Source organism: Halocynthiibacter sp. C4 (genome assembly GCF_028823805.1).
Classification (GTDB): Bacteria; Pseudomonadota; Alphaproteobacteria; order Rhodobacterales; family Rhodobacteraceae; genus Falsihalocynthiibacter; species Falsihalocynthiibacter halioticoli.
Map to the genome: position 1 here is coordinate 85,738 of NZ_JAPEIE010000001.1, position 24,307 is coordinate 110,044.

The 24,307-nt window shown below is 52.5% G+C and carries 24 protein-coding genes; 10 read left to right on the forward strand and 14 right to left on the reverse strand.

From position 1 onward, the window contains the following. The first annotated feature begins 31 nt into the window (after positions 1 to 31). Positions 32 to 1,114: a cell division protein ZapE gene (zapE, locus tag OU789_RS00405; protein ID WP_274652336.1), complete on the forward strand. Its 1,083-nt coding sequence runs from the start codon at positions 32 to 34 to the stop codon at positions 1,112 to 1,114. On the opposite strand, the gene OU789_RS00410 is transcribed toward zapE, so the two are convergent. The 3 genes from OU789_RS00410 to OU789_RS00420 form a co-directional block, all read right to left on the reverse strand. Continuing rightward, a complete protein-coding gene (locus tag OU789_RS00410; protein WP_446719160.1) occupies positions 1,111 to 2,349 on the reverse strand; it encodes a bifunctional folylpolyglutamate synthase/dihydrofolate synthase in 1,239 nt (412 codons plus the stop codon). The genes zapE and OU789_RS00410 overlap by 4 nt on opposite strands. A 32-nt stretch (positions 2,350 to 2,381) precedes the next feature. Beyond that, the gene (gene accD, locus OU789_RS00415; RefSeq protein ID WP_274652340.1) at positions 2,382 to 3,302 is read right to left on the reverse strand and encodes an acetyl-CoA carboxylase, carboxyltransferase subunit beta; all 921 of its coding nucleotides are present in this window, start codon (positions 3,300 to 3,302) and stop codon (positions 2,382 to 2,384) included. A gap of 76 nt (positions 3,303 to 3,378) precedes the next feature. Beyond that, complete coding sequence (locus tag OU789_RS00420; protein WP_274652342.1) at positions 3,379 to 4,269, reverse strand: CPBP family intramembrane glutamic endopeptidase; 891 nt, start codon at positions 4,267 to 4,269, stop codon at positions 3,379 to 3,381. 120 nt (positions 4,270 to 4,389) lie between these two features. On the opposite strand from OU789_RS00420, the gene ilvD reads away from it, so the two are divergent. The 5 genes from ilvD to OU789_RS00445 all read left to right on the forward strand — a co-directional run bounded on the left by ilvD (position 4,390) and on the right by OU789_RS00445 (position 10,637). Then, positions 4,390 to 6,123, forward strand: a complete 1,734-nt coding sequence (gene ilvD / locus OU789_RS00425) for a dihydroxy-acid dehydratase (RefSeq protein WP_274652344.1) — start codon at positions 4,390 to 4,392, stop codon at positions 6,121 to 6,123. A 133-nt stretch (positions 6,124 to 6,256) separates the two neighbouring features. Further along, positions 6,257 to 7,030, forward strand: coding sequence for a DUF6478 family protein (locus OU789_RS00430; protein WP_274652346.1), 774 nt, complete (start codon positions 6,257 to 6,259; stop codon positions 7,028 to 7,030). Positions 7,031 to 7,038: 8 nt separating this feature from the next. Beyond that, entirely contained in the window at positions 7,039 to 7,422 is a 384-nt protein-coding gene (locus OU789_RS00435; protein WP_274652348.1) for a hypothetical protein, read from the forward strand. A 97-nt stretch (positions 7,423 to 7,519) separates the two neighbouring features. Next, positions 7,520 to 9,547: an NADPH-dependent 2,4-dienoyl-CoA reductase gene (locus OU789_RS00440; protein WP_274652350.1), complete on the forward strand. Its 2,028-nt coding sequence runs from the start codon at positions 7,520 to 7,522 to the stop codon at positions 9,545 to 9,547. A gap of 184 nt (positions 9,548 to 9,731) precedes the next feature. Continuing rightward, entirely contained in the window at positions 9,732 to 10,637 is a 906-nt protein-coding gene (locus tag OU789_RS00445; protein WP_263954835.1) for a LysR family transcriptional regulator, read from the forward strand. 47 nt (positions 10,638 to 10,684) lie between these two features. On the opposite strand, the gene OU789_RS00450 is transcribed toward OU789_RS00445, so the two are convergent. The 4 genes from OU789_RS00450 to OU789_RS00465 are packed head-to-tail and all read right to left on the reverse strand — an operon-like array spanning position 10,685 to position 13,648. Next, positions 10,685 to 11,629, reverse strand: a complete 945-nt coding sequence (locus OU789_RS00450; RefSeq protein WP_274652352.1) for an OmpA family protein — start codon at positions 11,627 to 11,629, stop codon at positions 10,685 to 10,687. Further along, on the reverse strand, positions 11,626 to 12,201 hold the full coding sequence (locus tag OU789_RS00455; RefSeq protein WP_274652354.1) for a peroxidase-related enzyme: 576 nt from the start codon (positions 12,199 to 12,201) through the stop codon (positions 11,626 to 11,628). The genes OU789_RS00450 and OU789_RS00455 overlap by 4 nt, the downstream gene beginning before the upstream one ends. Next, positions 12,198 to 12,926, reverse strand: a complete 729-nt coding sequence (locus tag OU789_RS00460) for a GNAT family N-acetyltransferase (protein WP_274652356.1) — start codon at positions 12,924 to 12,926, stop codon at positions 12,198 to 12,200. The genes OU789_RS00455 and OU789_RS00460 overlap by 4 nt, the downstream gene beginning before the upstream one ends. Next, positions 12,923 to 13,648 carry a competence/damage-inducible protein A gene (locus tag OU789_RS00465; protein ID WP_274652358.1) on the reverse strand — a complete coding sequence of 242 codons (726 nt, stop codon included), beginning with the start codon at positions 13,646 to 13,648 and terminating at the stop codon, positions 12,923 to 12,925. Before OU789_RS00465 ends, OU789_RS00460 begins: the two co-directional genes overlap by 4 nt. 45 nt (positions 13,649 to 13,693) lie before the next feature. Between OU789_RS00465 and sfsA the strand changes: the two genes are divergently transcribed. The 3 genes from sfsA (at position 13,694) to OU789_RS00480 (ending at position 16,454) form a co-directional block, all read left to right on the forward strand. Continuing rightward, positions 13,694 to 14,392 carry a DNA/RNA nuclease SfsA gene (gene sfsA / locus OU789_RS00470; protein WP_274652360.1) on the forward strand — a complete coding sequence of 233 codons (699 nt, stop codon included), beginning with the start codon at positions 13,694 to 13,696 and terminating at the stop codon, positions 14,390 to 14,392. A gap of 77 nt (positions 14,393 to 14,469) precedes the next feature. Beyond that, on the forward strand, positions 14,470 to 15,282 hold the full coding sequence (map, locus tag OU789_RS00475) for a type I methionyl aminopeptidase (protein WP_274652362.1): 813 nt from the start codon (positions 14,470 to 14,472) through the stop codon (positions 15,280 to 15,282). A gap of 119 nt (positions 15,283 to 15,401) precedes the next feature. Continuing rightward, positions 15,402 to 16,454: a TRAP transporter substrate-binding protein gene (locus OU789_RS00480; RefSeq protein WP_263954845.1), complete on the forward strand. Its 1,053-nt coding sequence runs from the start codon at positions 15,402 to 15,404 to the stop codon at positions 16,452 to 16,454. Between the two features lie 42 nt (positions 16,455 to 16,496). Here the strand turns inward: OU789_RS00480 and rsmD are convergent, their stop codons facing one another. Continuing rightward, positions 16,497 to 17,057 carry a 16S rRNA (guanine(966)-N(2))-methyltransferase RsmD gene (gene rsmD, locus OU789_RS00485; protein ID WP_274652364.1) on the reverse strand — a complete coding sequence of 187 codons (561 nt, stop codon included), beginning with the start codon at positions 17,055 to 17,057 and terminating at the stop codon, positions 16,497 to 16,499. Next, entirely contained in the window at positions 17,054 to 18,262 is a 1,209-nt protein-coding gene (locus OU789_RS00490; protein ID WP_274652366.1) for an NAD(P)/FAD-dependent oxidoreductase, read from the reverse strand. Before OU789_RS00490 ends, rsmD begins: the two co-directional genes overlap by 4 nt. An 82-nt stretch (positions 18,263 to 18,344) precedes the next feature. Here OU789_RS00490 and OU789_RS00495 point away from each other — a divergent pair, with 82 nt between their 5' ends. Then, positions 18,345 to 18,830 (forward strand): peroxiredoxin, encoded by a 486-nt coding sequence (locus OU789_RS00495; RefSeq protein ID WP_274652368.1) that lies wholly within the window; start codon positions 18,345 to 18,347, stop codon positions 18,828 to 18,830. Here the strand turns inward: OU789_RS00495 and OU789_RS00500 are convergent. From OU789_RS00500 to OU789_RS00520, 5 genes are all read right to left on the reverse strand, one after another. Beyond that, a complete protein-coding gene (locus OU789_RS00500) occupies positions 18,827 to 20,005 on the reverse strand; it encodes a GNAT family N-acetyltransferase (RefSeq protein ID WP_274652370.1) in 1,179 nt (392 codons plus the stop codon). The genes OU789_RS00495 and OU789_RS00500 overlap by 4 nt on opposite strands. A gap of 45 nt (positions 20,006 to 20,050) precedes the next feature. Further along, entirely contained in the window at positions 20,051 to 20,833 is a 783-nt protein-coding gene (locus OU789_RS00505; RefSeq protein ID WP_274652372.1) for a glycerophosphodiester phosphodiesterase family protein, read from the reverse strand. Continuing rightward, positions 20,830 to 21,294, reverse strand: coding sequence for a RidA family protein (locus OU789_RS00510; RefSeq protein ID WP_274652374.1), 465 nt, complete (start codon positions 21,292 to 21,294; stop codon positions 20,830 to 20,832). The genes OU789_RS00505 and OU789_RS00510 overlap by 4 nt, the downstream gene beginning before the upstream one ends. Before the next feature lie 81 nt (positions 21,295 to 21,375). Continuing rightward, positions 21,376 to 22,620 (reverse strand): HlyD family efflux transporter periplasmic adaptor subunit, encoded by a 1,245-nt coding sequence (locus OU789_RS00515; protein WP_274652376.1) that lies wholly within the window; start codon positions 22,618 to 22,620, stop codon positions 21,376 to 21,378. Further along, entirely contained in the window at positions 22,617 to 24,275 is a 1,659-nt protein-coding gene (locus tag OU789_RS00520; protein ID WP_274652378.1) for a type I secretion system permease/ATPase, read from the reverse strand. The genes OU789_RS00515 and OU789_RS00520 overlap by 4 nt, the downstream gene beginning before the upstream one ends. Positions 24,276 to 24,307: the final 32 nt, after the last annotated feature.

A 24,307-nucleotide genomic window follows, 5' to 3' on the forward strand; every position in this document is an offset into this window, starting at 1 on the left:
TCTTATGGTTCAAGGAGATTTATGGGAAGGCATGGAGCAAACAATTCAATCCATATACGCCGCCCGCGTTGAAAGCGGAGAAATCCACAGCGATCCCAACCAGCTGGCAATTCTGCCCGATTTGGAGCGGCTTCGAAGCGATGTCTTGGAGAATTCGAAAGGCAAAGGGCTTTTCTCGGGGTTGTTTGGCAAGCGCGCTGAAACGCCGCGTGGCCTGTATCTTTGGGGCGGTGTCGGGCGTGGCAAGTCGATGTTGATGGATTTGTTCGTCTCATCGCTTCCTGAGGATCGAATTCGGCGCGTTCATTTTCACGCCTTCATGCAGGAAATACAAAACGCCCTTCATATCGCCCGAAAAGAGGGTGCTGAGGATGCGTTGCTGCCTGTGGCCAAAGACGTTGCTGAAGGTTTGCAAGTCTTGGCGCTTGATGAAATGCAGATCACGGATATTGCGGATGCGATGATTGTCGGGCGCCTTTTCGCGCTACTGGATGAAGCTGGTGTGGCCATCATTACTACGTCAAACCGCCCGCCGGATGACCTCTATAAGAACGGCTTGAACAGAGACCTGTTTCTCCCGTTTATCGCGCACATCAAAGAGCGGCTCGACGTGATTGAATTGGCCAGCGCGACTGATTACCGACAGGACCGTCTTGCCGGCGAGCAGGTCTATTTCACACCTTTGGACGCCGCGGCGCGCGAAGAGATTGATCGGATCTGGGAGCGCTTGACAGGCGGTGAATCTGAGCATCTCACGCTAACCGTAAAATCACGCTCGGTCGAGATTTCGAAATTCCACAATGGCGTTGCCCGTATGGGGTTCTATGACCTTTGCGGAAAGTTTCTTGGCCCCGCGGACTATCTTGCAATTGCCGAGGCCGTTCGGGTGCTGATCCTTGAAAACATTCCCACGCTTGGACGATCGAATTTCAACGAGGCAAAGCGGTTTGTGACCCTGATTGATACGCTCTACGAGGCCAAAACGCGGCTGATTTGCTCTGCTGCGGCGCAACCCGAAATGCTATATGTCGAAGGTGAGGGAACCTTCGAGTTCGAGCGCACAGCAAGCCGTTTGCGAGAGATGCAGGACGCGAACTGGGGTAAGGACGCCTAGCCGTTTTCTCGCAGAATTGCACCTGCAAGATAAAGCGAACCACAGATTAGAATACGAGCGTTTGGCTCATCTTGGAGGATGCTTTGAATAGCGTCTTTCGGATTGGATGCGATCAAAGCAGACATCCCGACGTCTTTAGCAAAACCGGCTGTTTCCTCGGCGGTTAGTGTTGCTGCTTCGCCTGGGATAGATACGGCAAACAGACGCTCAACATGACCGGAAAGTGGGCGCAGATACCCGCCAATGTCTTTTGTGTTGAGCATTCCACAAATCAAATAGGTTGGGCGGTTTGGCAAAGCGGCAAGCGTCTTGGCGATGGCATGTCCTGCCGCTGGATTGTGACCGCCATCTAGCCACAGCTCACTTCCCTGAGCGGCCTCTACCAATGGTCCAGTTTTCAGACGTTGCATTCGCGCGGGCCAAGTTGCCTTTGTAACTGCTGCTTCGCAAGCGGCTTCATCAAACCCGAGCGTGCGCAAACTTGCGATAGCGATCCCGGCGTTTTCAATCTGGTGGTGCCCCGGAAGGGTTGGCAAAGGCAAATCCAACAAGCCGGTCTCGTCTTGATAGATAAGTCGCCCGCGCTCCTCAGATACATGCCAATGCTGACCGAAAACGCTTAAGGGAACGCCAAGACGATGTGCTTTGTGTTCAATAACTTCGAGCGCTTCATCTTGTTGACGGCCAACCACACAAGGAACGCCGCGCTTAAGAATTCCTGCTTTTTCGCCAGCAATTTCCAGCAAAGTTTCGCCAAGGAATTGCGTGTGGTCGATAGAGACAGGTGTGATGACTGTAAGCGCGGGATTGCCGACAACATTGGTCGCGTCTAAACGCCCGCCAAGCCCGACTTCCAAAAGTGTATAGTCTGCATCCGTACGCGCAAACGCGAGAAGAGCGGCAGCTGTTGTGATCTCAAAATACGTGATGTCGGCGTCGCCATTGGCAACGTAACACTCGTCAAGGGTTTCAGTAAGTGCGGGTTCGGAAATGAGTTCCCCAGCAAGCCGTATGCGTTCATGGAAACGCGCGAGATGTGGCGAGGTATAAGCGTGGGCAGTTTTGCCCGCGCCTTCCAATCCAGCGCGGATCATTGCTTGAGTGCTGCCTTTTCCGTTGGTGCCGGCAATGTGAATGACCGAAGGAAGGCGACGCTCGGGATGGTCGAGCCGTTCCAACAGCCTCCACATCCGATCAAGCGTCAGATCGATCACCTTCGGGTGCAACGACATCATTCGTTCAAGAATGACGTCCGAAGATTTTTGGTTCACTTTTCTTCTGCCTTCGGCGCTTCGGACTTAGCTTTAGAAGGTTTCGGCAAATCGCCCGCTACCGCAGGAGGAAGCCCCGTGAGCGCGCGCGTAATCGACGTTAGTTCTGCTTTGAGGTTTTTGCGGTGTGTCACGCGGTCGAGCATACCGTGGTCGAGGAGATACTCAGACCGTTGGAAGCCTTCGGGGAGTTTCTCGCGGATGGTTTGTTCGATCACACGCGTACCAGCAAAGCCGATAAGGGCATTTGGCTCACCGATGTGGATATCTCCAAGCATCGCATAGGATGCTGTAACGCCGCCGGTTGTCGGGTGCGTCAAAACAACGATGAACGGCAGTCCTTCTTCCTTAAGCATCTCAACCGCAACAGTGGTGCGCGGCATTTGCATCAGGGATAGGATACCTTCCTGCATTCGGGCCCCGCCAGCAGCGGAGAACAGGATAAGGGGGCGTTTGAGTTTCACGGCGGTTTCTGCCGCGGCAATGATCGCGTTGCCGACGTACATGCCCATAGAGCCGCCCATAAATGAGAAGTCCTGACAGGCCGCAACGATCGGTGTGCGGTTCATCTCGCCCTGTGCCACCAGCATCGCGTCTTTCTCGCCGGTTTTCTTCTGCGCGGCTTTGAGGCGCTCAGGATACTTTTTCTGATCCTTGAAGTGCAGGGGATCATGAATCACGTCGGGGACGCTGACTTCGGTGAAGATGCCACCGTCGAATAGATCGGCAAACCGGTCGCGCGGCGTGATGTGCATGTGATGATCACATGACGAGCAAACATTCAGATTATCGGCCAACTCGCGGTGGAACAGCATGGTGCCGCATTCGGGGCACTTCTTCCACAAGTTTTCCGGAACTTCGCGTCGGGAAAACAATGAGTTAATTGTGGGGCGAACGTAGTTCGAAATCCAGTTCATCCTGAGCTTGTCCTGCAAGTTGGGGCGCGATGCATTGCGTTTGCCTTCAAATAATCAATGGTAGCATGAATTGCAATCAACGTCGAAGCCCAACGCGGATTGCAAGCCAGCTGACTCCCAAAAATCCAAGCTCGACGGCAAGCTGCATACCCGTCATTTCAATTTCGGTCGGCTCGGCAAGAATGGTGAAGAGCGAGAGCCCGCCTGTTTCATTTGGCAAGGAAACAAGAAGAATGCCTTTGACGTTGTTAATAAAATGAAACGCCATTGCCGCGCCGAGATTGCCGGTTCGGGCCGTTAGATCGGTTGCCACCAGCGCAAATACACCAGCCCAAAGCGCAACCATCCAAGCGCTCTCTCCGTAAATACTTGGGCTGTAGTGACCAACGGCAAAGACGATTGCGGGTAACCCCATCCAGACCATCGGTGATGAAAGCCGTGCCGCAAGCTGTTGTGTCAGATACCCACGAAACAGGATTTCCTCAGCACTTGTCTGTACGAGCACGGCGCAAAGCGAGACAGGCAGTAGCAGAAGCCAAAGCGAAAACGGCACATTTGGTACAAAACGTGCGGTTGCATCCTCCACAGGTGGGCCGGAGGGAATAACGGCCAGCGCGATTGTCAGCCAAAGTAGCGCTTTCGTTGCGATCCAGAAATCACGACGCAATTGGGTGAGATCACCCAGCAGCGTTAACGGCGCGCGACCATGAATAAAACGTGTGGCGATCACCACGCCAATTGCAATGAAGCCGAAAGCATAGAGAATGGTCAGCGTCTGAGCGGTGCTGTAGCACTCAAAGGTTTCATCGCCACGTTCGCAAATCACCGGCCCCTCGATGGATGGTGCAATCAGCGATGACAGAAAAATCGCCAGACCATAAGCCGCGACGAATCCAACGACCGTTCGCCATAGCTCGCTTGTTGGTTTTGCGGGCGCAATAAATCCGTTTAGGGGGGCGTATGACATCAACACTCAAATCTATTTTTGCCGATACGCTATCTGCCGCATCTGAAATGTGCAATCGCGGCTTGTTAAAAAGGCGGTGAACGAATATTCCCATTGGCGACCAAGAAAAGGAAGCTAGACATGACCGCCAGCAAGTTTGACAAAACAAAATTACCAAGCCGCCATGTGACGGAAGGGCCATCCCGCGCGCCACACCGGTCCTATTTCTATGCGATGGGTCTGGACGAGACAGAGATTCACCAGCCGTGGGTTGGCGTGGCGACATGCTGGAACGAAGCCGCACCTTGTAACATCGCGCTCAACCGTCAGGCGCAGTCGGTCAAGCTTGGGGTAAAAGCTGGCGGTGGTACGCCGCGCGAGTTCACAACGATCACCGTGACAGACGGTATTGCCATGGGCCACGAAGGTATGCGCAGCAGCCTCGCCAGCCGCGAAGCAATTGCTGATACGGTTGAGCTGACGATGCGCGGCCACTGCTATGACGCGGTTGTTGGCCTCGCGGGTTGCGATAAATCCCTGCCCGGTATGATGATGGCGATGGTGCGCCTGAATGTGCCGTCTGTTTTCCTTTATGGCGGTTCGATCCTTCCGGGTCGGCTTGATGGCAATGACGTCACTGTTCAGGACGTGTTCGAGGCCGTGGGCAAACAGCAGGCTGGCGTTATGTCCAACGTTGACCTTGAGACGCTCGAAAAAGTGGCATGCCCATCCGCGGGCGCTTGCGGTGGCCAGTTTACAGCGAACACCATGGCCTGTGTGTCCGAGGCGATCGGCCTTGCGCTGATGAACTCCTCTGGTGCGCCAGCGCCCTATGAGAGCCGTGACCAGCATGCTTCTGCTTCTGGCGAAGCTGTGATGAACCTCATCGCAAAAAACATCCGCGCCCGTGATGTTGTGACTCGCAAGAGCCTTGAAAACGCGGCGCGCGTTGTGGCTTGTACTGGTGGCTCGACAAACGCCGGCCTTCACTTGCCTGCAATTGCCCATGAAGCCGGTATCGAATTTAGCCTTCAGGATGTCTGCGACATTTTCCGCGACACGCCGTATTTCGTCGATCTGAAGCCCGGCGGGAACTACGTTGCCAAAGACCTATATGAAGTAGGCGGCGTCCCTGTTGTAATGAAAGAACTGCGCAAAGCAGGCCTTATCCATGAAGACTGCATGACTGCATCGGGCAAGACACTTGGCGAAGAGCTTGACCAGATCGAAGGCGAAGCCGACGGCAAGGTGATCTATCCTGTCGAGAAGCCGCTTTCGAAAACTGGTGGCGTTGTTGGCCTTATGGGCAACCTCGCGCCAGAAGGTGCGATTGTTAAAGTTGCGGGCATGGCTGAAGATCAGCAAGTCTTCACTGGGCCTGCGCATGTGTTTGAGTGCGAAGAGGATGCCTTTGCTGCTGTAAAAGCGCGCGACTACAAAGAAGGCGAAGTGATCGTTATCCGCAACGAAGGCCCCGCTGGCGGTCCTGGCATGCGCGAAATGCTCGCCACTACCGCTGCGCTCTCCGGTCAGGGGATGGGCAAGAAGGTTGCGCTTATCACGGACGGCCGCTTCTCTGGCGCGACACGTGGTTTCTGCGTCGGTCACGTTGGCCCAGAAGCCGCACATGGCGGACCGATTGCACTCGTTAAAGACGGTGACATGATCACGCTCAACGCGATCACAGGCGAAATTTCGGTTGATGTTTCGGACGAAGAGATGGCCAAGCGTAAATCCGAATGGGTTGGCCCGAAACCAACGATCTATGCATCGGGTGCACTCTGGAAATACGCGCAACTCGTTGGCTCGACCCGTCTTGGCGCCGTGACCCATCCGGGCGGCAATGCTGAAAAGCACCAATACTTCGATCTCTAAGACATAAGACTGCCGGAAGGTGGCGTAGGTGCCGCGTTCCGGATTTCTTAACTGTTCCTTTTGCGCCACCTGCTTTACTTAGAACAAAGCAGGTGGCGCAAATCGTTCTAGATCAGAGGTCGTTCAGAAACCAATGCAGAACAGGCTCAGAGACTTTTTCGCGGAGTTGTTCTTTCGCAGGGAGCTGTCCTATTGGACTCGCTGGGCGCGCAACGCTGAAACGATGCGATTGTCAAAGCTCCGCAAACTCAAGAAGCGCGGCAGCCAACTGCGGGCGCGTATCGACAAACTGAACCACACCGCAGAACAGCGGCTTCGGATGCCGCGCATTGGCTCTGATGCAATCCATTCACGTTTGTATTCTGATTGGGCGTGGCGGCCTGCTCTGTGGAAATTACCGCTTGTACCTGCGGGGAAGGCGCCGCTTCACAACAAGGATTCGATAGGCAGCGAAGCCACCATTTTTCACGACAGCAGTAGATCAGAGATTGCAGTACGGCAGGTTCGTAATCGGCAAAGTACGGACCTCGCCCCTTTTGGAATTCAGCTCGATGTGTTCGCCTTTGAGGGCAGCTTCTTGAGCCTTGTTGTAGATCTCCCTGTGGAGGCGGTTGGAGGGCTGAAGCAGAGCCATCTTATCTGCTTGGACACGATCGTTGAGCTTGAACGCCCTATCGTAATTACTGCGCGGCTTAATGTGATGCATGGCCCGAATACCGAGCAAATCGTCCGCGAACTGCCCCTTTACGACTCTGAGGTCATGGTTGAGTTTGATCTTTCTTATACCGATCTAAACGAAAAACGTGTGGAGCGGATGTGGGTCGATCTGATCTTCGAGGAACCAGAGTTCAATCGCATCGAATTGCGAGACCTGACCTTTAGCCGCCGGCCACGCACGCAGATTTAGGAGCCGATGTGAGTAAGCTGACATTAGAGAAAACACGGATTATCGAAGGTGTCTGGGAAGGGCGTTTGACCCGCGATGATGGCTACGACGGCATTCCATTGGTGTCTGTGAAGCATCTTGATCAAGAGATCGAAGGTGTGATGCAAGAAGATGTTCCGGATGATGCAAACTCCTGGACAGTTAAGGTTCCGATCCCGGCGGAATTGCTAGCGGAGGGCGTGCACACCTTTGTTATTTTGGATGCAAAGAGCGGTGAAACGCTGAACAGCTTTAGTGTCATCACTGGCGAAGCTCTGGCAGAGGATATTCGAGCAGAGGTCGATCTTCTGCGCGATGAGCTTGATATGCTGAAACGTGCCTTCCGTCGGCATTGCGCGGAAACTGCGAATTAAGCACCACGATCATTTGGTTTTCCACCAAAACTGACGCGGCGTTTCTGATGACAGTCGCGAACGTAAGCGTAAACTCGCGGCTTCAGGAGGACCAGCCATGAGCCAATATCCAAATCTTTTGTCCCCACTCGATCTGGGATTCACCACATTGAAAAACCGTGTACTCATGGGATCAATGCATACCGGACTTGAGGAAACAAATGACTGGAACCGCGTGGCTAGGTTCTATGGTGATCGGGCCAAAGGCGGAGTTGCGCTGATCGTTACTGGCGGCATGGCACCGAACAAAGAAGGTGGTGTATTCCCCGGCGCTGCGGGCTTGTTCACACCGCAGGACATTGAAAATCATCGTGTTGTTACGGATCGCGTCCATACCGAAGGCGGCAAGATCGCGATGCAAATCCTGCATGCAGGCCGATATGCCTATTCGCCTGACTGCGTGGCGCCGAGTGCAGTGAAGTCTCCTATTTCACCTTTCCCACCCAAGGAACTTGATGCAGAGGGCATTGAGAAACAGATTTCCGATATCGTTACGGCCGCCGCCCGCGCAAAAGAGGCGGGGTATGATGGCGTCGAAATCATGGGCTCAGAGGGATACTTCCTGAACCAGTTCCTTGTTACGCATACCAACAAGCGGACGGACGAATGGGGCGGCTCTTACGAGAACCGTATGCGTCTTCCTGTGGAGGTTGTGCGGCGCGTGCGCGAGGCTGTTGGGGCGGATTTTATCCTGATCTATCGCTTGTCGATGATAGACCTCATTCCAAACGGCAGTACGTTTGATGAAGTGGTGATGCTTGCCAAAGCAGTCGAAGACGCAGGCGCAACAATTATCAATACCGGAATCGGGTGGCACGAGGCGCGTATTCCGACGATCGCAACCTCTGTCCCACGCGCGGCCTTTAGCTGGGTGACCAAAAAGCTGATGGGGCAGGTTTCCATTCCGGTTATCACGTCAAATCGCATCAACACGCCGGATGTTGCGGAAGGAATATTGGAAGCGGGCGAGGCAAATATGGTTTCGATGGCGCGCCCGTTCTTGGCGGACGCGGATTTTGTAAATAAGGCGCGTGACGGCGCGGCCGACGAAATCGCGCCGTGTATTGCCTGCAATCAGGCCTGTCTTGACCATACCTTTTCGGGCAAGCTTACGAGCTGCCTTGTGAATCCTCGTGCCTGTCACGAAACCGAACTTGAAATCTCACCAGCAGCCGTCAGGAAATCTGTCGCGGTTGTTGGCGCGGGTCCGGCGGGCTTGGCATCGGCTCTTGCTCTGTTTGAGCGCGGTCATGATGTGTGTCTGTTTGAAAAATCTGAAGAGCTTGGCGGTCAACTCAATATCGCGAAACAGGTTCCTGGCAAGGAAGAGTTTTTCGGCTTGGTGGATTGGTACAAAACCATGATCGCAAAGTCTGAGATCACCGTAAAGCTCGGCGAAGCGGCATCCGCAACCGAGCTCGCTACATTTGATGAGGTCGTCATCGCAACAGGTGTCACGCCACGCGATCCACAAATTCCGGGGCAAGATCTCCCGCATGTATTGTCTTACATTGATGTCCTGAAGAATGGTGCAGAGGTTGGCAAGAACGTTGCAATTATTGGGGCAGGAGGCATTGGGTTCGATGTCGCGGAGTATCTTGTTCATGACAACACAGATCACGAACTCGATCTTGAGCAGTGGAAACGTGAATGGGGTGTTGGAGATCCTGAGCTAACCCGTGGTGGCCTTGCCAAAGAGGGCCCACAACCGGATGCTCCCGCGCGGAATGTTGTTCTGTTGCAGCGCAAAGCCGAAAAGCTGGGCAAACGTCTTGGTAAGACCACAGGCTGGATCCATCGCGCAGCGTTGCAGATGAAAGACGTTAAGATGATCGGCGGCGTTAACTATGAATCAATCTCGCCGGAGGGTATTCAAATTAGCTTTGGAGAGGCGCGTGAACGCCCACAGCTTATTCCTTGCGATACCGTTGTGATGTGCGCTGGGCAGGTCTCTGAACGGAGCCTCGCCGACGAGTTGGAAGCGCTCGGCAAAGTGCCTCATGTGATTGGTGGCGCGGATGTCGCCGCAGAGCTTGACGCAAAGCGCGCGATTGACCAAGGCGTAAGGCTGGCGGCTACCCTATAGGCTGTTTTATTATTTGAAATTAATGATTTATTAGCGGAGCCGCGGTGGATGCGCGCCTCCGCATTTGTGGCCGTTGTTTTGGAAACGGTTCCACAAAAACCGCCATATTGTCAGTCTATCAGCACAATTCCGCCCAAATTGACGGCCATATATTTCTGGCACGACGTTGATGTAAGGGTAACAAATGGACCGTTTAACAGAGATGGAAGCCTTTGCCACAGTTGTGGATCAGGGCGGCTTCACGGACGCGGCTAAGAAAATGGGGATTTCTAAGTCTGCTGTTTCCAAACATGTTTCATCGCTCGAAGCGCGCCTCGGCGCCCGTCTGTTGAACCGGACTACCCGTCGTGTCAGCCCGACTGAGATTGGCCTTGCGTACTATGATCGTGCTCGTCGTGTTTTGAACGACGCTGGCGAAGCGGATGCGCTCGTCACATCCATGCAATCGGCCCCATCGGGATTGCTGCGCATTTCAGTCGCAACGGACTTCGGCGTTAACCATCTTTCGCCCGTTCTTGGCGAGTTTTTGTCCGATTTTCCAGAAATTACCGTCAACATGGTTCTGAACAATCGCTATGTCGAATTGATTAGCGAAGGTTTTGATATGGCGATCCGAATTGGTGAGCTGGAAGACAGCACACTTCGCGCTCGCAAACTTACAGAAACAACCAAACGTATGGTGGCTTCGCCGAAGTATTTCGAAGAGTTTGGTCGCCCCGCAAAGATTGACGACCTGAACGATCACAAACTTCTTCACTACACGAACCAGTCGAACGGCGCAGTTTGGAAAATCACTGCGCCATCCGGCGAAAAACGACAGGTTCGCACATCTGGCTGGCTTTCTGTGAATGACGGGCAATCATTGTTGAATGCTGCTGTTTCCGGCCTTGGTATCGCGTATTTGCCAAGCTATCTCTATGCGAATGCGCTGAATGACGGCTTGATCGAAGAGGCGATGCCTGATCTTCCTGTTGAAAAACAAGGGATCTACGCCGTCTATCCGCCAGGCCGCTTTACCCAGCCCAAGGTGCGCGCATTTATTGATTTTCTTGTGAACTCGTTCGCAGAAAAAGGCCCAGACGCCTGGTAATCCCCATCGCAACTTAATTAGAGATGCTGATCCAAGTGATTGGCCGCTTAGCCGTTTGTAGAGGTCATGATAACCTCTACCCGACGGTTTTGCGCGCGTCCCTCATTGGTCAAATTGCTCGCGCGCGGTGCGAGAAATCCCATGCCCTCTGCAGACAATTGCGCCTCTGGCACGTCATATTTGTTGACCAGCAGCGTAGCAACAGAACGCGCCCGTTTCTTTGAAAGCGCGATATTGTCGGTTAGCGAACCTTCGGAATCTGTATGCCCCACAAGCGCAACGTTCCGCTCTGGATTTGCCTTGAGGTAGTCAGCGAGGGCCGCAAGAGTTGCGAAATCACCCTCCGCAAGTGCAGATGAACCCGTTGCGAAAACAAGATCGTCCAATACAAAATGCCCTTTGTTCTCAAGGCTTTCGGAAAGGCTTCCTTTGGCAATGGTTTCAGTCGGTCTTGCGCCTTTTGTGGCTGTTGTAAGTGGTAAGCCAAGTGAAGGATCGCCTCCGGCCTGAACGATTTGAACGTATCCAGCGCTTGCCGATTTGCTCACGACAAGACTTGCATATTGAGGCCCGTCTTCTGTTTCTTTTTGGGCAGCAAAATAGCGGAAATCGCCAAGATCGACATGCATTATGGGTTCGGGGAAAATATCAACCGAGAACCGGAAATCAAATCCACCGCATGCTGCGGTTTCGCATTCATAAAGGCGCGTATACCCGTTTTCGACAAGTTGATCGCGCATCATATCGAGAAGTCCCAGCGTCGTGACGCGCGAAGAGCTTATCTTCCAAGCTTGTTTCTCGACGCGCCCTTCCGCAGAAACAGAAGCAACATCTTCACCAGTCCAGCCGCCAGTTGGAAGGCGATAGCTGCTAGAATTTTCAAGCGCTTCAGCAACCAGTTGAGCACCATTCGGCAGCTTCAGGTCCATGGCCGTCGACGCCATAGGCAGGCAGGCAAGCACACCTGCAACGATATGCTTGGCGCTTTTCATCTGTTCTGGCCGTGATACTCGGGGTTTGGTTGCATCTGCGTGCCGGAGGCGACGCAATTTGTCATGTTGAAAAACGCGGCGACATTCACAATGTCCCAGATATCGGCATCAGAGAATCCAGCGCCACGAAGTAACTCGCGGTCTGCCTCTTCTATGTCCGAACTGGATTTCGTCAATTTCACGGAAAAATCGAGCATGTGCCTTTGTTTATCTGTGAGTGGTGCCACTTTATAGTTCATGACAAGTATTTCACCAAGAGTGGGATCACCCGACAGTGCGCGGACTGCTTGACCATGCGCAACAAGGCAATAAAAGCAACGGTTCTGGGCAGACACAACAACGGCGATCATCTCACGCTCAAGCTTGCTCAGATTGCTATCAGCCAGCATGAGTTCGTTGTAAAGGCCGGTAAATGCGTTGAGCTTCTCGATGCTAAAGGCATGGGCCTTTAATACGTTCGGTACAAAGCCAAGTTTCTCTGTGCAGATTTCAAAATACCTTTGGGTCTCCGCTGGAAGCGGATCCACCGGAGGTAGGTTCAACGCAGTTGGAGATTCTAGGGCTGTGCTCAATCGATCCTGCTGTTTTTTTGTTTAATCCTATAGTGATAGTGTCCCACAGGTTTCATATTCAGGAAAGTGTATAGTTTATTTGCAGCAGTATTTGCGTGCGTAACAACAACAGAAAGTTGTTCTGCCCCATGATCTTGCGACCAGTTGGCAGCAGCATACATCATATTGACGGCAACTCCTTGCCGACGAGCGCGTGAAGACACCTCAAGTGCGTGTAACATAGCGATTTTTCCGTGCAATCCGACAAAAGCAGCCCCCGCAGCCCTGCCTTTTGCACGCCCAAGGAGCGTTGTTTTGGCAGTTTGTGCGCGGTGCATAACGTTGAGCCGTCCTTCGGTAATGCCACCTTCTGCCCAAATCTCCTCCATGATGGCGAGTGGTGGAAATACCTCGAAGCATGCGAGCGGCTCAAGCTCACGGATAAGCGTCGAAACAGGCGCCGAAAGAATGTGTACCGGATCGACAATATCGTAGTCTCGTTCGTTCAGCTTGGCGTCGAGTTCGTTATCCTCCTCGCGGATCATGAAGAGCGGCGTTTGGTTCAGGGCAAGCATTCCTGTCTCGGCTTCTTGGATATCCGCAGCGGAAAGCGATGTGTTCAGAGTTGCGCAACATACGCGCTTGCTATCGCTGCCGCCTCCGTCACGAAGCAGAAAGCCGCCGCGCTCGATAATGTTTAGCGGCGGCCATGTGGCGTCAATCGTGTCGAAATACGCCTTGCTCATGAATCTGCAAACAGCCGTTCAAGTTCAGCGAAACCCTCTGAGAGCATATCGGAATTTTCCCCGCGCAGAACGATATTGGCGCCGTAGAGCCCGTTCTCCTGAAACGGGTAAGAGCCAATTGAAAGCTTCGGAAACCGAGCGGCGAGTTTGCCCAAGGGGCCGGCGATATCGCCCTCGCCCCGCTCAATACGCAAGGATTTACTATGCAGCGGCGCGCCAGCCGAAAGTTGCGGCAATACCGCCTCGACCATTGCTTGAAAGACGCTCGGCACCCCAGCCATCACATGGGTATTCTGAACGGTAAATCCAGGCGCAACAGAGACCGGATTGTCGATCAAAGTAGCGTGTTCCGGTATGCGCGCCATGCGTTGCCGCGCAGCGTTAAACTCCTTGTTGGTGCGCTCGTAATGCGCCGCAAGTAGTGCGTAGGCATCTTCGCGAATGTCGATGCTTTGGCCGAATGCTTCGGCTATACAGTCAGCAGTAATATCATCATGGGTCGGGCCGATGCCGCCTGATGTAAACAGGTGATCATAGCTTTGGGAGAGGGATTTGACGGCGGATACAATGCTGCCTCTGTCATCGCTCACAATCCGAACTTCACGCAGATCGATGCCATGTTTGGTAAGCGCACCAGCTAGAAAGTGCATATTGGCGTCTCGTGTGCGTCCAGACAGGATTTCGTCGCCAATTACCAGCATCGCAGCGGTCGGGTTTGCCATCTTCTGCTCCTTGATCGAGATACGTGCATTGTATAGGTCTGCGCTATGAAATTTGACAGCCCCCTTGTACCTGCAACGCTCATCCGACGATATAAACGATTTCTCGCAGATATCCGACTTGAAGATGGCCAAGAGGTTGTTGCGCATTGCCCAAATCCAGGCTCGATGATGGGGCTTGCCCAAGAGGGCGCGCGCATCTGGGTCGAACCAAATGAAGATCCGAAAAAGAAGCTTAAATTCGGTTGGCGTTTGGTAGAGCACGCGCCCAATCATTTTACAGGAATCGATACCGGTCGCGCCAATCGCATTGTTGCCGAAGCCCTCAACGACAAGAAAATTGAGGCGCTGTCACATTATGAAACGGTTAAACCTGAAGTTAAGTACGGCGAGGGATCGCGCGTTGATTTCCTACTCTCAACACAAGAGCAACGTTGTTATTTAGAGGTCAAGTCGGCCACCCTGTGCCGTAAGCCAGGTTTCGTTGAATTTCCCGATAGTGTGACCGCGCGCGGGGCGAAGCACCTTGCCGAATTAAGCAGTATGGTCGAGAACGGAGATCGGGCGGTCATGCTATTTCTTGTTCAAGACACCTTGGCGAAAAGCGTAAATGTCGCGCGTGATATTGATCCGACCTATGCAAACGCCTTCGAACACGCTCGTGCGCGTGGCGTTGAAATGATGGCCTATCGTGCCAATATCACACCAGATTGTATTACGCTTGGGCACGAGTTGCCCGTAGGATAAAGAATTGCGGGTCATACCTCTGGCCCTTTTTGCGCGCCTCGCTTATTTAGAGGCAGAATTATGAACGGAGAACCGGTTTGGACGAGACACGCGGTCGCCTGACAAAAGATGGAATTCGGATTTACGAGGACGCAGATTTTGCGGGCATGCATAAGGCTGGCCGATTGGCTGCGGAAATCCTCGATGAGATCGCCGAACATGTTGTTCCGGGCGTTACAACAGGTGCGCTTGATGAGCTGATCACTGATCGCATTGATCAGGCAGGAGCGAAATCCGCTACGATTGGGTACAAGGGCTATAAACACGCAAGTTGTATCTCGGTGAACCACGTTGTGTGCCACGGCATCCCTGGCGAGAAGGTCATCAAAGATGGCGATATTCTCAACATTGACGTCACGGTTATCGTTGATGGCTGGTTCGGCGATACAAGCCGGATGTATGTCGCGGGCAAAAGGTCCAAGAAAGCCGAGCGCCTAATTCAGGTCACGCATGATGCGTTGATGGCTGGAATCGACGCTGTGAAGCCGGGCAATACATTTGGCGATATCGGTGCAGCAATTCAGCGGTATGCCGAAGGGCATCGAATGTCGGTTGTCCGCGACTTTTGTGGGCATGGCCTCGGGCGCGTTTTCCACGCGCCGCCCAACGTTTTGCACTACGGCAAGCCAGGAACGGGCGCGGTTCTCGAGGAAGGCATGTTCTTTACGATCGAGCCGATGATCAATCTCGGAAGGCCGGAAACCAAAGTGCTTGCGGATGACTGGACCGCCGTAACACGCGATAAATCACTGTCTGCCCAGTTTGAACACTCGGTTGGCGTAACTGCTGACGGCGTGGAGATTTTCACGCTTTCGCCAAGTGGTCGTTTCCATCCAACTTGGGCTGAGTAGTCAGTACCGTAGCACTTAATTTTTGACCATTTGTTCCAGTTGCGAATGATTTGCAATTGGTGGTCTTGGTGTTAAACACGGGTTGATATTACATCCAAGTTAGAAAAGGACGCCGCGCGATGATCAGAATATTGAAGTCGGCCACCTTCGCCTTTGCGGTTTCTGCTCTGTCGCTTTCAAGCGCTGCAGCGCAGGAAGTTACCCTGCGTTTTCAGCACTTTGTGTCACCAAAGTCAGCAAACCCAACCTATTTCATGCAGCCATGGGCTGACAAAATCGAGCGCGATTCCGGCGGTCGGATCAAAGTCGAACTCTACCCGTTCATGCAACTCGGTGGCAAAGCACCGAGTCAGTACGATCTGATTAAAGACGGCGTGGTTGATGGTGGTTGGGTTATCCCTGGTTATCAGCCAGGGCGTTTTCCAGAAGCGGAAGCCATGGAGATGCCGTTCATGGTCCCAAAAAACGGTGAAGAGGCGAGTAAAGCCGCTTGGATTTTCACTCAAAAGCACCTGATGGATGATTTTGCGGATGTCCATTTGATTACCGCGCATATGCACGGTCCGGGGATTGTGCATAAAAAAGGCGCGCCAATTTCAACGATCGAAGATTTTTCGGGTGTTAAGCTTCGTGGCCCATCACGCGCAGCTACTCTTTTGTTGAAAAAACTTGGCGCCGAGCCGATTGGCATGGCGGTTCCCGCTTTTCCGGAAGCCTTGTCCAAAGGTGTGGTCGATGGCGGCGTAATCACTTGGGAAATGTCGCCTTCTCTTAAGCTTGATGAGCTCACAGACAGCCACACGGATGTTTATGGTTCCAAGTCGCTTTATAATCTCTATTTCATCTGGGCGATGAACAAAGATGTTTACGCTGGGCTTCCTGATGACTTGAAAGCCGTTATTGATGCGAACTCCGGTTTCGCTGCCGCTGCTCTTGCAGGCCGCGCGCACGACACGGGTGATCTTGAAGGGCGCGAATTGATGGCAGAAGCTGGCAACGACATCGCGCAATTAAGTGAAGACGAAACCAACAAGATTAAGGCGCTGGGCGACGAAGTGATCAATGAGTGGATCGAAGAAGTCACAGGCAAGGGACTGGATGGCGCGGCACTGATTTCAGATGCGCGGGCCGCGGTTCAAGTGACCGAGGGAACAGCTGCACCCATTAAGTAGCGCATGTACATCGGGCCGATCTTTCTCGGCCCGATTACGCAGCTAGGCTCCGTAGCGAAGGAACGTGATGTGCGTTCCTCCGTATTTCCGCGTGTCGATCCGCTGAAACCCGTTTGGCGCAAGCACAGGGCCGCTTTCTTCCCAAACGATGAGCGCATCTTCTGCAAGCCATCCATTAGCGGCGGCAGAGCTAAGAGCCGCGACACCCAAGTCTTGGCCATAAGGCGGATCAAGAAAAACGAGCGAACAGGGCTCTTGAGCTTCGGGCAGGGAACTCGCCTCACACTTAAGCACACGCGTTTGATCCTGCCGTCGGGCCAGACGAATATTTTCGCGAAGGAGTTTCTGAGAGACTCGACCATTGTCGACAAAACTGGCGAAGCGCGCGCCACGACTTAGCGCTTCAAGCCCCAGAGCACCGGTGCCTGCAAAAAGATCCAAGACGTTTGCATTTTCAATCGGACGCCCGAATGCACCACCATTAAGCACGTTAAACAGACTTTCCCTTACCCGATCCGAGGTTGGGCGCAGCCGAGCCTCAATGTCGCCACCGCCGATATCGACAAGTTTCAGGCCTCTATTTGCCCCCGCAATGATCCTCATTTCAGCAATGCCTTTAGATTGCTGTCCGGGTTTTGAATGGTTTCAACGGGCGCTGACTTTCCAGCTTCGATGAGCCGTTTGCCGATCATATAGGCTCTAGGTTCGTTCATCGCATCGACAGCAAGGAGCTTGTTTCCACATAAATACCAGTGGCTTACGGCGTTTGGAGTGCTGCCTGGGCGCACGACCACTTGATCATATCCAACATTGAGGCCCGCGATTTGCAGCTTAATGTCGTATTGATCGCTCCAAAACCAGACTTTTGGAACATATTGCTCGTTTTCGCCCAGCATATTCCGAGCAACCGTCTCGGCTTGGTCAATTGCGTTCGGCACACTCTCAAGGCGAATACGTCCGCCCAAATGAGGAAATGATGCGCAGTCTCCGGCGGCCCAAATCAACGGGTCACTCGTTTGTCCGAAACTGTCGGTTTTAATACCGTTCTCAATCTCTAGCCCCGCCAATGCGGCGATTGCCGTATTCGGCTCAATTCCGATACCGACAATGATGAAATCGAATTCTTGGCGTGTTCCATCGCTGAATTCCGCGCCTGATACGACATCGTCGCCAAGAAGTGCTTTGAGGCCAAGGCCTTCTCGTATTTCGACGCCGTGATCGGTGTGAAGCGCGCGGAAATAATCGGCTGTTTCGGGGGCTGCTACGCGCCCAAGAATGCGATCGGCCATTTCAACGAGCGTAACGTCTACGCCTTTTTTGCGCGCCACAGCTGCGGCTTCTAACCCGATGTAGCCACCACCGACGATCAAAAGGCGTTTGCCGGGTTGAAAAAATTCTGACATCGCGTCGGCGTCTGCGAGGCTGCGAACCGTAAATACGTTCTGAAGGTTCCCTCCGATCGACGGCGGAAGTTGGCGCGGTGTGGCGCCTGTGGTTATGGCGAGTTTGTCATAGCTTATCGCCTCGTCGCCGACGGTGACGATCTTGGATTGTGGATCAATTGCGCTCACGCTTTCGCCCAACACAAGGCGAATATTCTGATCGTGATAGAAAGACTCGGGGCGCAAGAAAAGGCGCTCTTGGCTCAACTCGCCCAACATGTATCCCTTGGAGAGCGGTGGCCTTTGATACGGAGGAACAGGCTCTTCACCGATCAAAGTGATCTCGCCTTCAAATCCGGAATTTCGCAATTCGGCTACCAATGATGCTCCAGCTTGCCCTGCTCCGATCACAACAAAATGCGCCATTGTTCATACCCTTTTGCATTGAAATTCAAGCTGCAGAGTATAGGTGAGAACTGTGAGTTGCAAATACAGTTGGAGACGCGAAATGAAACTCGAAGTCGGGACAAAAATCCCAGTAGAAACTTTCCCAATTTTGAAGGATGGAGCACCAGATTCAGTCGATCTAAAAGACAAACTACAAGGCCGTAAGGTTGTTATTTTTGGCCTTCCTGGTGCGTTTACAGGCACATGCTCCACCAAACATTTGCCAAGCTTTATTGAAGCCAAAGACGAATTCGCGGCCAAAGGTGTGGATGAAATCATTTGCGTCGCGGTCAATGACGTATTCGTAATGGATGTTTGGGCAGATCAAACTGGCGCTAAGGACGCTGGGATCACGATGTTGCCAGACCCCGAAAGCAAATTCACAAGCGCAATCGGTATGGATTTTGACGTACCAGAGCTTGGATTTGTTAAGCGTTCAAACCGCTACGCAATGCTTGTAGAAGATGGTGTTGTAACTGCATTGCAGGTTGACGAAGCTGGCCAATGTGACCTGTCGACAGGCAACAGCTTCCTAGCGGCGATTTAATCGGTCTCGCCTGAATTTTTGAATGGGCCATAGGCGGTCAGAATTTCGATCTCTTCGCCTATGGCTTGTGCTTCTGCATCAAGAAACTTTGCAACAGCATCTCTGAAACCCGGATCTGCGATATAGTGAAGCGAGTGCGTTTCAACGGGGAGATACCCTCTTGCAAGTTTATGCTCTCCCTGCGCTCCAGCCTCGACTGTCGAGAGCCCATGCGCGATAGCGTAGTCAATCGCTTGATAGTAACAGAGCTCGAAGTGCAGAGCCGGGTAATGCTCAGTGCAGCCCCAGTACCTGCCGAATAAGGCGTCTGCTCCAATAAAATTTAGAGCTCCTGCAATGGCTTGGCCTTCACGAATGGCAAGAACAAGCAAGATATCATCGCGCATTCTTTCATGGGCCAGATCGAAGAATGACCGCGTCAGGTAGGGAGTTCCCCACTTCCGCGCACCGGTGTCTTGGTAAAACCTCCAGAATGCATCCCAATGCTCCGGTTGGATTTGGTCACCGGTCAGTTGAACAATCTCGCCACCAAAGCTTTGGGCTTGCTTGCGTTCTTTGCGAATGTTTTTGCGTTTGCGGGAAGAGAGGCCGTCGAGGAAATCGTCAAAACTCTGGTAGCTACTGTTCTTCCAGTGGAACTGTTGGCTTTTACGTTTGAGAAGCCCGATTTTCTCGCCCTCTGTCGCCTCGTCTTCGGCGCAGAAAGTGATATGTGCGGAAGATATTTTGTTTTCTTGTACAAGCTGCACCAGACCTTGAATAAGTGCCGCGCGCCCAACCTGTTCATGCTCTGGCTTGGTTAGCAGACGCCGTCCGGTAACGGGTGTGAATGGCACCGCGACCTGAAGCTTAGGATAATATCGACCTCCGGCGTTTTCGTATGCATGCGCCCAATTGAAATCGAAAATGTACTCGCCTTGACTGTGGGATTTGCCATAGACGGGAGCGGCGGCAATCATTTCGTCGCCTTTGTGAACGGTCAAATACTCCGCTTGCCAGCCTGTGCCGGGGCCGATTGATCCGCTTTCTTCGAGCGCTTTTAGGAAGCGGTAGGTGGTGAATGGATCTACGGCTCTCTCACTTTCGCAAGAAGTAGATCCAGCGCAACTGTCCCATTCACTTGGGTCGATATTCTCGAAACTTGTGTGAACCCGTATCTCAAACGAAGCGCTCATCTTAACCCTTTCTTCCGGCGCAGCGTCGCATTTTATGCAATAGGGTCAAGCGGGAAGATAGCCTTCGAACGTAACATTATCGGCAACGCGACGTGCGCGGATATCGGATTTTGCGGACTTAACAGTCCAGCAAAGAACGGGCACGCCGCGTTTTTTGAGAGCCGAAACATGCGGGTTGTCCAGATCTTTTACGGAATGGCTGATAAAGCTGCATCCCGCTTTTTCAAACATCTCTATTTCATAGAGTGATCGAAGGTCAGCGGCGCTTATCCCATCCGCATCGGAATCATTCCAAGCATAGGTTGTAAGCCCGCGTGGAACATTTGGGGCGAGTTCTTTCATAGCCAAGATCGAGTGAGGGTTGAATGACATGACGGCCACATGGCCAGAGTAGGCTGCAATGTCGGTTGCAATGTCCCGCTCGATTGCGCCGATGTTCTTGCCCATTTTGCCATCCTGATCCTTAATTTCGATGAGAATAGGAACACGGCCGTTTACCTGATCGAAGACTTGTTTCAGGCTGGGGATTTTTTGCGCTTCATTGCCTTTAAGGGATATGCTCGCAAGCCTTTCTAAAGACAAGTCTCTTACGCGCCCGCGCTCTGGGGTTAGTCGGCCAAGGCGATAGTCGTGGAAAACAACAGCCCTCTCGTCGCCGGTGACTTGAAGGTCGAGCTCAATTCCGTAGCCGCGATCTATTGCTGCCTGAAACGCGGCAAGACTGTTCTCGGGTATTCCCGCGCGTTTATCATGAAGCCCGCGGTGCGCTATCGGCCGTTTCAGAAAATCGACCGATAGTTGAGGGACAGTCGGACTATTCGGGTTCATTCGACTTCGAATATCCCTTCGATTTCGACAGCAACGCCAAATGGAAGCGATGCAGCCGAAACCGCGGAACGAGAATGGCGGCCTGCGTCGCCAAGTGCTTCGACAAGGAAATCAGAAGCGCCGTTGATTACTGCTGGTTGTTCCCCAAATTCGGGCGTTGAGTTTACAAATCCTGTAAGCTTTATAACGCGTACAAGCTTGCTCAAATCGCCGCCGCAGGCAGCTTTAACTTGAGCCAGAAGCCCAATCGCGCAAGTTTTGGCCGCTTCTGCGCCCTCTTCAACGGAAAGCTCTTTGCCAAGTTTTCCGGTAATGAAGCTGCCATCTTTCATTGAGACTTGACCGGATACATAAAGGGTATTGTCGGTTTTCACGAATGGAACGTAGTTTGCCGCAGGTGCCGGCGCGTCAGGAAGCGTGACGCCAAGTTTCTCCAGATTTGCTTCAAAATTCGTGCTCATTCTTCTCTCCTGAATTTGACTCGCGCAACGGTAGCGAAGATGAGTTTGAGGCGAAAGTGAATTCGGCGGGTGCAGGTAATCCTAGGGCCAGAACCGCTGAAAAGGCTGCCAACTATTGCCAGACGGCGCCTCATCAAAACTTACAGTTATCGGCAATGAAGTTAGCAAGTTTTGAAGACCCACAGCCAATCTCTCCTTATCTGATATCTTTGGGGAGAGTTTGACTTTGTAAACTGTAGCACCGTTTTCAAGAGAAATTGGCCTTGGCGAAATATACGTGATCTCCGCCTGAATGCGGGCAGACCCTGTTGTAAGGTTTGCTGGAAGCAGCAGTGTCGCAACCTGCCCAATCGACAGCGATTGGGCATCTAATGGTGGCACCAATGTCGTTACAAAGCGTGCGTCAATTTCGGAAGCGATCGAGAGTATGTGTTCGCCCATGGCAACAAGTTCTTCCGACCCTTTTGTATTAATACTATGAGCGATACCGGATGCAGGGGCACGTAAAGAAAGCTGATCGATCTGACGTGACAGATCTTCTGACTTTGCTACCAGCGACGACCGTTGAAAACGCAACGCTTGAATTTGCGTTTCAATATCAAATTCGCGTTTGAGAATGGCCAACTCGTATGAAGCTTTGGTTAATCGCAGCCCGTTCATATTGGCCAATAACAGTCCGTTGAGTTTAGCCAACTCGCCAGAAAGTCGCGCGTATTCGCGCTTAAGTGCTTGCGTTCGGGTCTGCCTCGCAAGCCCGCGCTCTTCGAGTTGTTTTTGGGCAGATAGCTCATACTCAAGATGCTCTTGTTGGGCAGAGATCGCCTGTAGTTGTTTCTGAATCGACTCCTTTTCAGAGATTATTTGCTCAACTTGAATATCGTGCTGGCGAGCCTTCAACCGTCGTTCCTCTCGCATTCTCGCTGCCAAAGTAATGTGAGGAGAGCTTGATTGGGTGCCAGAAAGAGACTCCAATAAGGAAAGTGTAGACGTGACCTCCTCGAGTTCGATTTTGTTCAACTTTGCTTGAAGATGCAGGTCTGGCGCAGCGAGTTGAGCGAGAAGCTGCCCGCGCTTAACCTCCTCTCCCTCTCGCACAAATACCTGAGAGATGATTGTCGTGTGGGGGCTTTGAATGGTGTGGTCGACGCTCGCCGTTTCGATATAGCCCACGGTTTTGAGATGAGAATTATTCAATGCGAAATTGACCCAGGCAGCGGCAGCAATCACAGCGACCAGAGAGGCGCATACTCCCAAGTGCGCAAATCGAATTCGCCGTTTTGGCACTGTTGGTTCGGCACGAACTTGGTCAAAAAGTGCGTGCTTCATTGAGCCACCATTGGCTCTTGGTGTCCGCTAGGTTTTTGCTTTAGCAGGCTCCGCAGAACGATTTCTCTCGGCCCTGAGGCGATGATGTTTCCTTTGCTGAGCTGGATAATATGGTCGCATTCATGAACGGCAGATGGTCTTTGCGTTGCAATCACGACGGTTTTTCCTTCGGCTTTAAGTGCGCGAATTGAAGCGTTTAGAGCGTCTATTCCAAGATGGTCTAAGCCAGCGTCTGGTTCATCGAGCAGTACGATTTCAGGATTGCCATAGATAGATCTTGCGAAAGCAACGCGCTGAAGTTCGCCTCTAGAAAGTGTGGCGTGATCAGGCTTAATATTGGTTTCGTATTTGAAGGGCAGGCTCAGGATATGATTGTGAATACCTGCAACCTTTGCTGCATGCTCGATTTTTGTTTGCTCAGGCTCTTTTTCAAATCTTGATATGTTCTCGGCGATGGTTCCCGGAAATAAAGTGATCAGTTGTGGCAGATATCCGATCGCGGCTGACGGTTCTGCGAAATTTTGATTTGGCGCGTAGTTCAATATTCGACCGCTGTCTGGTTCGATTGATCCCGTCAAAAGTTCAATGAGAGTAGATTTTCCAGACCCGTTTGGCCCAATAATGCCAAGGGTACTGCCTCTTTTTAGTTGAAACGAGATACCATTCAGTCGGGCTGCCGTGCAAGCATCTCCTAAAACAGTGACGTTTTCTATTTTGATGGCATCTTTGAGGTCGGCAATCTTTGGCAACATCTTCGGGCCAACTGGCATATGCGAGAGATTGCTCAAACTGTTCCGTGCTGAAACTGCGTAATTCCAGCCCGATATTACGGATTCAAGAGGTGCGAGAAAGCGGGCGATGAGTATTGAACCGGCAACCATCGCTCCGGCGGAAATTTCCTCGGCAAGAACTAATACAGCGCCAAGCGCAATCATACCGGATTGAAGAATCTGCCGCAGAGAGAAGGTTGTTGATTTGAAGGCCTGTGTTGAAGCCTTGCTTCTGCTCGACTCTGAACTCGCTTCATCCTCTTGCTCAGCCCAACTCTTATAGCAAGCTCGCCCCATATTGAGCGAGCAAAGCGTTCGAGCTCCTCTGACGAAATGTTCCAAAATGTGATCAGATTTTTGCTTCGAGCGTGCGGAGTTTTCGAGACTCTGGCGTGTGTGAGATTGATGAAGGAAGGCGACGGTTAGTAGGATGATGCCACCGAATGCAGCAGCAACGGCAAACCATGGGTGCAGCACGTAGAGCGCGATCAGGAACATCAGAGACCACGGCGCGTCGAAAAGTGCGCCAAGGGTTCCGGATGCGATGAATGACCTTAGCGTTTCCAATTCGAATATCGCGTGTTGAGCAGGTTGCCCCTTAAGCTTTTTGCCGTGGGCCAGAATGGTCGCCTCAAACGCTTTTCGGCGCAGGGCTTTGTAAATCCTGTCACCCTCGTTACTCAAAATTCGAGCACGCACGAAGTCGAGCACCCCCATACAGCAGAACAAAACGAGCGCGAAAATTGAGACGATTACAAGCGATCGAATTGATCCGCTCGATAAGACGCGATCATAGACGAAAAGCATGAAAAACGGGCCGGTTAAAGCCAGCAGGTTTGTGAAGCTTCCGAAGATGATCAGCGCAATGATCGCGCGGCGGTTCACGAGAATGGATTTCAACGTGCAAAGGCGCGATT